A 13,347-nucleotide genomic window follows, 5' to 3' on the forward strand; every position below is an offset into this window, starting at 1 on the left:
TCTACGAAATTGCATTTCCGCCGCCAATCCTTACGATCGCCGCGATGGTTGCCAATCGCGGATATCAATCGACGGGCGCAAGAACCCGATTGCAGTTGATCGAGGCAGCCTCGGCAATCCTCGACGAAGAAGGTTATCCGGCCTTCACCGTCCGCCGCATCGCCGGCAAGGCCGGGGTCAAGCCGCAACTGCTCCATTACTATTTCCGCTCGATGGAAGAGCTCGTCGTCATCGTCTTCCAGCGGTCCTGCGCCAGCTATTTCCAGATGCACGACGAAGCGCTCTCCAGCCCTCGCCCGCTCCGCGCGCTGTGGAAACTCAACTGCGACCTTCCCGAAGCACGCCGCGTGCTGGAATATGTCGCGCTCGCGAAGATCTACCCCGCCTTGCGCGCCGAGATGCGCGCCGCGGGTATGCGCTTCCGGGCCCTGCAGATCGAGGCGATCGAAACGGTCTGCGCGCAGCGCGGCATCACGCACCCGCCGATGAACGCCCCGGCCCTCGCCGCCCTCATGTCCGCCGTTGCGCGAAACATCGTGATCGAAGGCAACGTCAGCATGACCGCCGCCCATGACGATGTCCGCGCCTTCATGGACCAGGTGCTCGCAGCCTACGAGCCGAGACAGCCCGTAAACCCGTAAACCCGTAAACCCGTAAACGGCACCATCGACAGCGGCATCGCGTAAAAAGCCCACACCCGGCCTCGGACCGCCATTTCCGCGACAGTCGCGAACGATGTCCACTCCGGGCAGACCGTGAGCAAATATACTGCTTGACGGGTGTACAGTCGCGCGCAACCTTGTGTACATTGTTCGAGCCGAAAGATGGAGACCGGAAAAACGGCTCCCGCCGGCGAAGCAATGGGGCCCCGGGGATCAACCCACCGGGGAAGGACAGAGGGAGGAAACTGATGGCTGATGGCATCGATCGGACGCGCGTGCGCGCCCTGTATGGAACGGCACTGGCAGGCTTGCTTGCGCTATCCGCGCCGGCACAGGCGCAATCCGCCGGGGACGTACCGGAGCAGACAACATCGCGCGGTCTCTCCGAAATCATCGTGACTGCGCAACGCCGCGCGGAAAACCTGCAGGAAGTGCCGATCGCCATCGCCGCGGTCACCGCCGAAGCGCTCGACAGGGCCGGCATCAACGAGACCAACACGATCAGCCAGATCGTTCCCTCGGTCAACTTCCAGCGCTCCGGCGCGAGCGGGCTGTTCTTCGTGCGCGGCGTGGGCACTACCAACGCCTCGGTCGGCGACGAGGGCTCCAACGCCTTCTATGTCGACGGCGTATACGTTCCCGACCTCAGCGGCACCGTCACCCAGTTCAACAACATTGAGCGGATCGAGGTTCTCAAGGGGCCTCAGGGCACGCTGTTCGGCCGCAACGCCTTTGGCGGCCTCATCCACATCATCACCAAGGAGCCGGGCGAAACCTTCGAGGCATCGGGCGAAGCCGGGCTCGCCAACTACGAGACCGTTCACGGCAAGCTCTACGTCGGAGGACCGATCGCCGAGAACCTCAGCATGGACCTCGCGCTCACCGGCTACGACCAGGGCAAGGGCTGGGGCCGGAACCTGACGGTGGACCGCGACATCAAGAAGATGCAGTACTGGGGCGCCCGCTCCAAGCTCGTCTGGCGCGCCACCGACGATGTCAAGGTTACCCTCGGCGGCGACTACTACGACATGGACGACAACACCGCGATCGGCTGGTCGATCGACGAGGACTATCCGAGCCGCGGATTCACCGGCCCGGTCTTCTCGGTCGGCTCCATGGATACCCAGGCCAACGACTATTCGCTGACCAAGCTCGAATCCTGGGGCATCAACGGCACGATCGAGGCCGATCTCGGCCCGGTGAGCCTGACCAGCATCAGTTCTGTGCGCGACAGCAAGAATGTTTCCGACTTCGACGTGGATGGCGGCCCGCTACCGTGGCTGCGCATCGCGTTCACTTCGGGCTCGCGCGCCTACCAGCAGGAACTGCGCCTCGCCTCGAATGACACCGATCCGCTGAGCTGGCAGGTCGGCGCATTCTATCTGCGTTCGGAAGTGTTCAACAGGTCGATGTTCTCCGGTCTCGGCCTTTCGCCGCTGTCCGGCCTATTCATCGATGCGACGCTCGACACCGATTCCTATGCCGGCTTCGGTGAAGTGAGCTACAAGATCACACCGACCACGACGATAACCGGCGGCATCCGCTATACCGAGGACATCCGCAAGCTGGGCGGCGGCCAATCACCGATCGTGGGGACGACGATGCTCCCCCAGATTCCGACCGAAGACAAGATTTCCTACGGCAAGTTCACCTACCGCGCGGCGCTGCGCCAGGAACTGAGCGAGGACATCAGCGTCTATGCTTCCTACAATAGGGGCTTCAAAGCCGGCACCTATTCGCTGCAAAGCCCGGCCAACGCGCCGGTCAACCCGCAATTCATTGATGCTTTCGAGATCGGCGTGAAGTCGGAGCTGTTCAATCGCATGCTGCGCCTCAACGCTTCGGTCTTCCATTATGACATCTCGAACTACCAGATCCGGTCGGCCGCGCTCAGCAACCTCGGCTCGGCGGTGCTGCTCAACGCGGCTTCGGTGAAGGTCGACGGGCTCGACGTCGAATTCGAAGCGGCGCCGATGGACAGCCTGCGCCTGTTCGGCGGCTTCACCTTGCTCGATTCGCGCTTCGACAACTTCGGCGCGCCGGGGTCGGACTTCCAGGCGCCGTTCATCTACCCGCTCCCGGCGGTCTGCGATGCACCGGGCACCTCCGATCCGGGTACGAGCACCGGTACGCCTACCGGCGGCTTCCTGACCTGTCTGGGCGATGCCTCAGGCTTGCAGACGCCGGGCGCGCCCGACTTCACTGCGAGCCTGGGCATGAGCTATTCAGTCGACCTGGACGATCGGCGCAGCCTGCGCTTCAACTTGCTCGGCAGCTACAACAGCGGCTTCCCGTTCGAATCCGACGGAACCCTGCGGCAGAAGGAATATGCGCTGCTCAACGGCTCGGTGGCCTACTGGGTGACGGAGAACTGGGGCGTCGAGATCTGGGGCAAGAACATCACCGGGACCAAGTACTTCCAGCAGAAGATCTCGACCGGCCTCGGCGCCACCACGGCCCGCGCCGCTCCGTCGACTTATGGTGTCACCGTCAAGTTCGACTATTGAGCCATCCGCCGGCTGGCAACGAGATGCGCCCGGATCCACGCGATCCGGGCGCGTTTTTTTTTCACGTCGCGGCGTTCTTCACAGCCCCAGTTGGCCCCTGATGGCGCCGTTGGGGTAATCGGCGGTGTGAATGTTGACGTAGTAGCCGGTGAAGTTCGTCTTCATCGCGTCCTGCAGCCACTGCGGAGCGTCGGTGCAGCCCTTCAGGCCGCCTTCGGGCGCCTTGTTCAGCGTGATCACCGGCGGGCCATTCTCGCCCATCGCGCCTTCGTGGATATGCGCGGCCGTAATGGGACCGATATTCCGGATATCCCGGACCTGATAACAGATCCGGTCGAGGTTCCTGGCGACGCTGACCTCCGCTTTGGCCGATGCGTCAGGGTCGCCGGGGCCCACTTCCTGATCGCCGGTCAGAGTGGCGTTGTATGTCGTGGTGGTGGCCTGCACGGCGGCTTCCTCCACCGTGGCGCAGCCCGCCAGCACGACGGAGGCGAGGATCAGGGCGCGTTTCATGGCTCTCTCCACATACGTTCCAGGTCAAGCCGGATAACGTGCCGCGCGGGGGGATGTTCCGACCTGACTACCGGTGCTTGAAACTCTCGCGCGCATTTGCCGCGACTGGAGCAAGCCTCAAGGAGGCAAATGCCCCGCTACGGTAAGGTGATCGCACCCCATCAGATCACGCCCCACCGGTCCAGTCCTCGAACAGCACTTCGCGCACATTGTGCAGGATATACAGCAGCTTACCGCCATCGTCGAAGACCGGCGTATTGCTTGGGCGCCACCATTTGACCGTGAATGCGCCATGCGGATCCCGCACATCGTAGCGCTGGATCGGCATCGTATCGGACTTGCCGGTTTGGGAGGCATTGGACAATGAACGGTACAGGTTGCTTACACCATCGGCCTCAGGCTCGTCCGGATTGTCGGGGAACACGTCGAACAGGCGTTCGCCAAAGATCGCCAGCCCGTCCGACATGGTGCTCTCCAGATAGGCGCGGTTTGCACTGACGATCCGCAGACCGCGCCCGGGATGGAGCAACAGATACGGTTGGCTCGAACATTCTATCCCGTCTCGCACGATTCGAGCCGCGCGTGCTGCCGAAGTGGATCGGGGTCCGCTGGTGCTCATGGGCAACCCGGTCTGTCCGGCGTCCAGCAAGGCGCGATCGCGTGTCAGTTTCGCCAATAGTTCGATGATGGTCCTGCGCTCCCGCTGGTCGGACGTTCGCGCAAGAATGGTGCGATAACGCTCAATATCCTGAGTGATAATGAATCGCTGCGTAGCAACCTCCCGCGGACTGATGCAGGTCTCCTCCCGAAGCAACCTGCGCCACGGGATGAAAACTTTGGCGGAATACGTTTAAAAATGCATGGCCGACCCGCAAGTTCCGCAACTCGTCGCAGGGGCGATTTCCCGCACGCACGTCCGATGAACAAGGGCGATAGGCGCCGAGCGAGTATTGCGAGGCCGTGCCGGAGAATCGCCCGTGCCGCGTCAGTCGAGCACGGCCTCTGCCCAGGGGGCGTAACGTCCGTTGCCCAGAAGCGCTAGCTGGGTCTCTCTGGAAACCCTGTTGATCGCTTCCTGCGGCTTCGGCGCCGGGTGAACAGGACGGCGCAAGGGGCGGGTACCGGGGGGCATCGCGGCGATCTCGGCGATGGCGCGCGGAACCTCTTCCGGGTCGGGCATGTCGGCCATGGCGGCCGAGACGCTGCGTCCGCTCGCGCTCGACGACATGGCCGACACCATTTCGGGATAGCCGGCCTTGTGCTTCTCCTCCGCGCGGGCAAGCAGATCGGCGTTATACCGCGCGCGGTTCGCGCCGACCTTGGTGGGATATCCGCCGGGCTGGATGATGACCACCTCGATCCCGTGCGGCGCCAGTTCGTAGGCGAGTTGCTCGCTCATCGATTCAAGCGCGAACTTGGTGGCAGAATAGAGGCCCATGCCGGGCATGATGATGCGCCCCTGCTGCGAGGATACATTGACGATGAGCCCGGACTTGCGCTCGCGCATTCCCGGCAGCACGGCGCGCGCCAGCCGCTGGCAGCCGTAGACATTGGTGTCGAAGGCGAGCCGCGCCGCTTCCATATCGTGCAGCTCGACCGGGCCGCTGATGACTATGCCCGCATTGTTGATCAGCGCGTCCACGGGGCCGCCGTTGATACGCTCCGCCTCCCCGACAGCGGCCGTGACCTGATCGTCGGAAAGCACGTCGAGCGGCAGCACGGTGAGATCCAGCCTCTCGGCGCGGGCGATGCGCTCCAGGTCCGCCGCTTCGGGTCGGGGCAGATTGCGCATGGTGGCAAACACCCGCGCTCCCAGCCGCGCGTAGAGAAGCGCCCCCAGGTAGCCGAAGCCGGAGGAGGTGCCGGTGATGAGAAAGCTCTTGCCTTCAAGGCTGGTGGCGACAGGCTTTGCGCCCATGACAGGCGCAGCGCCGGCCACCGCGAACGCGGCGCCCGTTCCTGCCAGTATCTGACGACGATTGTAGTGGGTCATGCTCGCTCTCCCGCAGCAATGCGCGCGAATATAGACGACGACGCCCTGCTGTTAAGCGCTCGCTGCGGATCGGGTGCCCGGATTCCCGGCGTCGTCAAGGCGCGGCTGTCTGGCCCGGTTCGCCGAATCCTCCGCCGCCGGGCGTTTCTACGGTGACCGCATCGCCGGGAGCGAGATCGACCTGATCGGTACCTGCCAGTTCCATTCGTGTGCCGTCGGCGCGCTCCACCCATTGGCGGCCCGCTTGGCCGGCCTCGCCGCCGGCGAGGCCGAAAGGCCTTTCGATGCGCCGCGAGGAGACGATCGTGGCTGTCAGGCCCTGAAGCGCGCGGATCGTGCGGACCGTGCCGTCTCCGCCGGTCCTGCGGCCGGCACCGCCCGACCCGCGCCGGATGGAAAAACGCTCGAGCCGGACCGGATAGCGCAGTTCGAGGATCTCCGGATCGGTGATGCGCGTGTTGGTCATATGCGTCTGCACCGCCGAGGCGCCATCGAAATCCGCGCCCGCGCCCGCGCCCCCGCCGATCGTTTCGTAATACTGCGTGTCCTCGTTGCCGAAGAGCAGGTTGTTCATCGTGCCCTGCGCGCTGGCGACGGCGCCCAGCGCCCCCAGCAGGGCATTGCAGATCGCCTGGCTGACTTCCGTATTGCCCGCGACCACGGCCGCGCCCGGCTTCGGCGAGAGGAAGCTGCCTTCCGGCACGACGATTTCGATCGGCAGCTGGCATCCCTCATTGAGCGGAATGTCATCCTCGACGAGGCAGCGGAAGACATAGAGCACCGCCGCGCGCGTCACCGCCGGCGGCGCGTTGAAGTTGTTCGGCCGCTGCCCGCTGGTGCCGGTGAAGTCGATACGGGCAGTGCGTTCCCGGCGATCGACCGATACCGTGACGCGAAGCAGGGCATCGTCGTCCATGCGATAGTCGAAACTGCCGTCACGGATGCGGTCGATCACGCGGCGCACGTTCTCCTCGGCATTGGCCATGATGAACCGCATGTAGGCGCGCACCACGTGCCAGCCATAGCGGGCGACCACGGCGCCGATCTCGCGGATGCCCGCTTCGTTCGCGGCGATCTGCGCCTTGATGTCGGCCACGTTGATGTCCGGGCTGCGCGCCGGCCAGCGACCGCTCGCCAGCAGCGCGCGAAACTCCGCCTCGCGAAACGTCCCGCCGTCGCGAAGCAGGAAGTCGTCGATCACCACGCCTTCTTCGGCCAGCGTGGTCGAATTCGCGGGCATCGACCCCGGAGCGGTACCGCCGATGTCCGCATGGTGTCCGCGATTGGCGACGAAGAAGCGGATCTCCCGGCCATCGGGGGCGAACACCGGCGCGATCACCGTGACGTCGGGAAGATGCGTTCCGCCGCGAAACGGATTGTTGAGGACGACCATGTCGCCCGGCTTGAGGCTGGCGCGCCGGCTTTCGATCACCGTTCGCGCGCTATCGCCCATCGCCCCCAGATGCACCGGCACATGCGGCGCGTTAGCCACGAGATTGCCCGCGCCGTCGAAAAGCGCGCAGGAGAAATCCAGCCTTTCCTTGATATTGACGCTGGTGGAGGTGCGCTGCAGCACCGCTCCCATCTGTTCGGCAACGCTCATGAAGATGTTGTTGAAGAGCTCCAGCAGCATCGGATCGGGCGTGCCCCCGATCTCGATCTGCCTCGATCCGGCCGCGCTGCCGAGCTGGCGCAGGATGAGATTGCCGGTCCCGTCCACTTGCGCCTCCCAGCCCTGCTCGACGACGGTAGTGGCAAGTGCCTCGCGTATCCGGGCCGGGCCGGCAATCACGTCGCCTGCGAGCAGCGCCTCGCGATCATATACTGGCGCATGGTGCGAAGCGCCCTTGCTCCACAGCGGCGCGCGCCCGGCCGGCGCAGCCTGCCCGCCCCCGGGCCGACGCGGCAGCGGCATGCTGGCGATCCGTTGGCCGGCAAGCACGGTCTCCACCTCGATGCTTTCGATGAATATGCCGCGTCCCGGCGTCGCGAAGCCGAAGCGCCGGCGGTGAGCCGCCTCGAACTCGGCGGTCATCGCGGCAATGGGGCCGAACGAGACCTCGAGGGCGGTATCGGTACCCTCATAGCGCAGCAGCGCGCGCTTCGTCACGGCGACGTCGGCCGCGCCCATGTCGCGCGCCAGAACCGCGCGCCCTTCGTCGGCCAGCGCGGCCGCCAGGGCTGCCACCTCGCCGTGCGATGCCAGGTCAAGCGGGCGCTCGACCCCGCCACGGCGCACGTCGCGCTGATCGGCCAGACCCATGCCGTATGCCGAAAGTACGCCGGCGAAAGGGTGTAGCATGACCGTCGATATGCCAAGCTCCTCCGCCACCAGGCAGGCGTGCTGCCCGCCGGCGCCTCCGAAACACTGCAGCGTGAAGTCGGCCGCGTCGTGCCCGCGACTGGTTGACACTTCCTTGATCGCGCGCGCCATGCTGGCAACGGCGACGCGCACGAAATCCTCGGCCAGTTCGCGCGGGTCCATCGGCAGCCCGGTCGCAGCCGCCACCTCTTCCGTCAGCGCGCCGAACCCGCGTTCCACCACCTCCCGGTCAAGCGGCTCGTCGCCGCCGGGTCCGAAGATGGCGGGGAAGGAATCGGCGCTGATCTTGCCCAGCATGAGATTGGCATCGGTGATGGTCAGCGGGCCGCCCCGGCGATAGCAGGCCGGCCCCGGATTGGCGCCCGCGCTTTCCGGTCCCACGCGCAGCCGGGCACCGTCGAAGTGGAGGATCGAGCCGCCGCCGGCCGCAACGGTGTTGATCGCGATCATCGGCGCGCGGACCTGCACGCCCGCGACTTCGGCGTCGATCACCCGCTCCAGCTTGCCGGCATAGAGCGCGACGTCGGTGGAGGTGCCCCCCATGTCGAAGCCGATGATCCGGTCGAAGCCGGCCGCCTCGGCGGTGCGCGCGGCGCCGACCACGCCCCCTGCCGGCCCCGAGAGGATGGCATCCTTGCCGCGGAAACGGTCGCGCTCGGTCAGGCCGCCGCTGGACTGCATGAAGTACAGCCGGGTATCGCCCACCTGCTCCGCGATCCGCTCGACATAGTCGCGAAGCACCGGCGAGAGATAGGCGTCGATGACCGTGGTGGAGCCGCGCGCGACAAGGCCCGCCAACGCGCTGACCTCGTGGCTCACCGATACCTGAGTGAAGCCGGCGCGCCGTGCGAGTTCCGCCAGCCGGCGTTCCGCGCCCGGGTACATCCAGCCGTGGATGAGCGCGATGGAGCACGCGGTGATACCCCCTTCGCGGTGCCGCGAAAGCATCTCCATGACCGCGGCCTCGTCAAGCGGCACGATCGTGCGGCCGTCCACGTCGACACGCCCGCCGACTTCCGCGACCCGATCGAACAGCGGGCGGGGCAGGCGGATGTCGAGATCGAACAGGCGCGGACGACTCTGGTTGCCGATGGCCAGCAGATCGGCAAAGCCGTGGTCCACCAGCAGCAAAACCGGAACGCCTCGGCGTTCCAGCAGGGCATTGGTGGCGACGGTGGTGCCCATGCGAATGGAATCGATGGCGCGTGAAGACAATGGCGCGTCAGGCGCCAAGCCCATCAGCTGGCGGATACCCGCCGTGGCGGCATCGGCATAGCGCTCAGGATTTTCACTCAGCAGCTTGGTCGACGCAAAGCCGCCATCAGGCCGCAACGCGACGATGTCCGTGAACGTACCGCCCCGGTCGATCCAGAACTGCCAGTTCGCCATCGTGCCCTTTCCCTGCCGCAATATCCGCAAATCCCACCGATGATCCAGACCATTCCGGCAGCAGTCCCGGTGACGGATAGGCCGGCATTGCGGACGTTGCGTAAAAAGACCACCCCCAACCCCTCCCGCCTGCGGGAGGGGAGTTCCAGCGCCACGACGCTACAGGACGCGTCTCTGCCCTCCCGCAGGCGGGAGGGCGGCGAGACTTGGTGAGCCTTCAGGCGAGCGTAGTCGCAGCGGGGTGGGCTTTCTGCGACGCCCCGCCCACGCGCCCCTTCAGCCATTCAGGCCCGAACCCGTCCCCCCCGTACCGGCAGACTTGCGTAGTGACTCTCGGGCACGGTGATTCGCGCGTTCGGCAATGCCCTGTCCCAGCGTCATGCTTCATAATGGAACATTCGTCGGCTTTGAATCGGCCTCTCTCACGGGGCAGCCGCCCCCGGTTCCAACGCCCGATTTTGACGGCGGCACCGATCGAGATTCCTTGTCCCCGAATGGCATAGGCACAAGTGCCGCCCCGGGCCGGGCTCCTGCGGACCAGACCACCCGGCAAAGGCGGCCAGCATCCGTTCCTACTCCCATTTTCCGACTTGCGGATGATGGACAAAGGTTCATTCTGTTGGTTACGAAAGTCACTATAAAAGCAACCTATCGGGCCGCACTCGCGTTGTAGTGTTTCGACACGACACCTTCAGGGAGCCGGCATCATGGCAAGCCAATGCGTTGCGTTTCGGGATTCAAAGGGCGGACTGCATGCCAGTCTCGAGAAAGCCACTCTCGAGGATCTGGCGGGGGTCCTCGGCCGCGTCGGCGACGAGGGCGGCATGACCGCCGGGGTCGCCAAGCTCATCTTCGATAAGCGTCAGGAGATTGAGCGAATTTTTGCCGAACATGACGAAATTGCCGTGTCAAACCCCGGAGAAGCGAGAGTCGAGCGGCTGCACGCCGCCTGACACAGGATCGCCGCTACCTCCGGCGCCTTGTCAGAACCGCCCACTGAGCGTGAGGCGCCAGTTGCGGGGCGCGCCAGGCGTCGTCCAGACATTGGCGTAGCTATTGGCGATCGAGTACTTGTCGAAGATGTTATCGAGGTTGAAGCGGACAGAGAACTGGTCGTTGAGTTCGTAGCGCACGTCCGCCCGGGCAATCGTATAGCCGGGCAGGCGATAGCCCGTTCCGAAGGGATCGCCAACGCGCTCGCCAACGTGGCTGACGCCTGCGCCTATGGCAAAGCGGCCAAGCTTCTGATTGGCGTAGATGCTGCCAAGATGCCTGGGCACGTTTGACAGGCGCGTACCGATCAGAGCCGCATTCTGATCGCGGCGCACGGTAGCGTCGATGTAGCTGTACACCGCCGTCACGAAGAGGCCGCCGGAAAGATTCGCGGTCAGTTCGGTTTCGAACCCGCGTGAGCGCTGACGTCCGATCTGGGACTTCAGGAAGGGATCGACGGCGTTGGGATTGAGCACGTTGCGCTTGGTCATCGTGAACAGCGCCGACTGGCCAGTGATCGCACCGCCGAGCAGGCTGTACTTGGCACCGATTTCGGCCGAATCGCTTTTCTCGCCATCGAACCGGCTGGTCCCGTCCGACGGATTGAGGCGCAGCGATTCGCCCCAGCTCGTGTAGAGGGAAAAAGACGGGGAGAGCGCCCAGGTCAGCGCGGCGCGGGGCGTGATCCCCTTGTCCACGGTCTGGATCCGGGAGTCGCCGGCAAGGTGATTGGTCAGCGTTTCCCGGAATGAGTTCCACCGCGCGCCCACGAGCAGGGTGAAATCGCCGGCCGTAATGACGTCCTGGACATAGACGCTCTCGCTGCGGAACGAGACAAAGCGATCGGTAAAGGCTCCGGGCTCGGGCAGAGGCTGGCCGTACACCGGGTCGAACAGGTCGATCAGCAGGATCGGCGCCGACGGGGTGCCGCGTGCCCTCCGCATTTCGGCATCCATTCCGTGCCGCACCCGGTCTACACCCAGGCGCAGGTCGTGCTCGAGGCCCAGGAAATCGACCCTGGCGGTCAGCTCGGCGCGCAGCGAGAGGTCCTGCCAGTCGAAGTTGTGGTAACGGCGCTGGCGCCCAGCGGTGCGCAGATCGGCCTGCAGGCCGCGCGGGCCGAAATCGAGCATCGTCGCAAAGCCCTCGAGACCGCCGTCGCGATGGGAAAAGCCCAGTTCCAGCGAGACCATGTCCGAGAGCGCCGCGAACATGCTTCCCTGCTGCCAGAAGATGCGCTGGTCCATGCGGCCATCGGCCGGCTCTCCGAGGAACGTCGATCGGTCCATCGCGCGGGCATCGCCGGAAATGGCCACGATGCCGCGATCGAGCGGCACCCTGTTGCGCATGTACTCGGCCTGGTAAAGGAACCGCAGGCTGTCGCTCGGCGTGAACGAGATGGACGGCGCAATCAGCTCGCGGTTGGCATGGACCTTGTCTCGAAAGCTGCCCTTGTCCTCGACGACGCCGATCAGACGCACGGCGAGAGTATCGGAAAGCGGGCCTCCGGCGTCGCCCACCAGACGAACCGCATCCCAGCGGCCGACGCTGAGGCTGGCGGAACCGTGGGTCTCGTGCCTGGGGACCTTGGTGACGATGTTGAGCGAGCCACCCGGTTCGCCGCGCCCCGACAAGGCAGCGGCGGCTCCCCTCAGGAACTCAAAGCGCTCAACGGTTGCGGTGTCGATGGGGGCGTTGAAGCCCAGATTGCTGCCGAACCTGTTGATCAGGATGTCGGGGCCGCTGTTCTCGTCGCCAGCGAAGCCGCGGATCGAGTACTTGTCCCACAGCCCGCCGAAATCGTTCTGGCGGGCCACGCCGCCGGCAAGGTCGATCACGTTGTCGAGACGGGTGGCGCCGATGCGATCGAGCGCCGCTTCGTCGATCACGCGCACGCTTTGCGGATAGCGTTGCAGGTCGGTTCCCGTGCCGGTGATGCTCGCGCTGCTGTCGCGCAAGGCGGTGACGACGATAGCCGCGCCCTCATCGCCCTCTTCGGCAACGGCCGGCTGCGCCGCGATGACAGCGCCCATCGCCAGCAGCGATGCGCTCAATGACGTGGGTTTCATTATTCCCCCTAATGCGACCAAGACTATCCTGAACCGGCGCCCTCTAAGGATCGCAAATCCGGAGTCAAGCTAATTGATAATGGATGTCAATAACAATTACGTTGGCCCGGCGATAGGCCGGAACTCCGGGTCAGCGGCGCGAAGCCCTGCCCGGGAAGTACGGGGAAAGTCAGCCGGCCGCCCTGCGACCGCGCGCGGCGACGCGCCTGATGCCCCGCGCGATCAGGCTCCGCCGCCGGTGCGTGACATACCGCCAGCCCGCCAGACCCATGAGGGCCGCCCCGGCGGCATCGACGATCAGGTCCCACATCGTGTCGGTGAGGCCGGAATTGTCGCCGAGCATGGGCTTCTGCATCGTCAGCCCGAACATTTCGTCCATGGCGAATTCGAATATCTCCCACAGCGCGCCAAGGCCGACCGCGAAAAAGAACGCGAACAGCGCCAGGAAAGACGGCTTCATGTGCAGATCGACAACCTCGTCGGCATTGAGGATGTAGACGATGAGAAAGCCCAGCAGCCCAAGCAACAACCCGGCCGTCGCGTGCAGCGCGAGATCCCACCACCAGATGCGCTCGTAATAGTCCCGCACTTCGCCGAGAAACAGGGAAGCGAAGATAAAGAGGATCGCGAGTATCTGGACTTCCGCGGGAATGCGCGCCCGCCGGCTGCTGCGCACCAGGACAGGCAGCAGGAACGCGGCCATCATGCCCGCCACGAGAAAGGCATGCAGCCAGCGTTCGGTTGCCACGAGCAGCGCAAGCTCCGTCGCCATGACCAGTTGCAGTCCGCCCACGACGGCAAGATAGACCCTCCGGACGATCCTTCCGGAAGTCGCTGAACGCGACAGGTTTACATCTTCACCCATGGCGGCAGGTTAGAAGGAAGTTGGCCGGCGACA

At 65.0% G+C, this 13,347-nt stretch carries 9 protein-coding genes; 3 read left to right on the forward strand and 6 right to left on the reverse strand.

The window, feature by feature from the left end; translation table 11 throughout:
• The first annotated feature begins 95 nt into the window (after positions 1-95).
• Entirely contained in the window at positions 96-641 is a 546-nt protein-coding gene (locus IEX32_RS04575) for a TetR/AcrR family transcriptional regulator (RefSeq protein WP_188768852.1), read from the forward strand.
• A gap of 269 nt (positions 642-910) precedes the next feature.
• Positions 911-3,169 (forward strand): TonB-dependent receptor, encoded by a 2,259-nt coding sequence (locus tag IEX32_RS04580; RefSeq protein WP_188768854.1) that lies wholly within the window; start codon positions 911-913, stop codon positions 3,167-3,169.
• Positions 3,170-3,247: 78 nt separating this feature from the next.
• Here IEX32_RS04580 and IEX32_RS04585 read toward each other — a convergent pair whose 3' ends face one another.
• From IEX32_RS04585 to IEX32_RS04600, 4 genes are all read right to left on the reverse strand, one after another.
• Complete coding sequence (locus IEX32_RS04585) at positions 3,248-3,682, reverse strand: CHRD domain-containing protein (protein WP_188768856.1); 435 nt, start codon at positions 3,680-3,682, stop codon at positions 3,248-3,250.
• 166 nt (positions 3,683-3,848) lie between these two features.
• Positions 3,849-4,148: a hypothetical protein gene (locus IEX32_RS04590; protein WP_229735972.1), complete on the reverse strand. Its 300-nt coding sequence runs from the start codon at positions 4,146-4,148 to the stop codon at positions 3,849-3,851.
• Positions 4,149-4,667: 519 nt separating this feature from the next.
• The gene (locus IEX32_RS04595; protein ID WP_188768858.1) at positions 4,668-5,675 is read right to left on the reverse strand and encodes an SDR family oxidoreductase; all 1,008 of its coding nucleotides are present in this window, start codon (positions 5,673-5,675) and stop codon (positions 4,668-4,670) included.
• 94 nt (positions 5,676-5,769) lie between these two features.
• Entirely contained in the window at positions 5,770-9,387 is a 3,618-nt protein-coding gene (locus tag IEX32_RS04600) for a hydantoinase B/oxoprolinase family protein (RefSeq protein ID WP_188768860.1), read from the reverse strand.
• 707 nt (positions 9,388-10,094) lie between these two features.
• Here IEX32_RS04600 and IEX32_RS04605 point away from each other — a divergent pair.
• A complete protein-coding gene (locus tag IEX32_RS04605; RefSeq protein ID WP_188768862.1) occupies positions 10,095-10,340 on the forward strand; it encodes a hypothetical protein in 246 nt (81 codons plus the stop codon).
• A 30-nt stretch (positions 10,341-10,370) separates the two neighbouring features.
• On the opposite strand, the gene IEX32_RS04610 is transcribed toward IEX32_RS04605, so the two are convergent.
• A complete protein-coding gene (locus IEX32_RS04610; RefSeq protein ID WP_229735974.1) occupies positions 10,371-12,434 on the reverse strand; it encodes a TonB-dependent siderophore receptor in 2,064 nt (687 codons plus the stop codon).
• Between the two features lie 184 nt (positions 12,435-12,618).
• Complete coding sequence (locus IEX32_RS04615) at positions 12,619-13,314, reverse strand: DUF2238 domain-containing protein (protein WP_229735976.1); 696 nt, start codon at positions 13,312-13,314, stop codon at positions 12,619-12,621.
• Positions 13,315-13,347 lie beyond the last annotated feature (33 nt).

The organism is Novosphingobium endophyticum (genome assembly GCF_014640675.1).
Taxonomy (GTDB): domain Bacteria; phylum Pseudomonadota; class Alphaproteobacteria; order Sphingomonadales; family Sphingomonadaceae; genus Novosphingobium; species Novosphingobium endophyticum.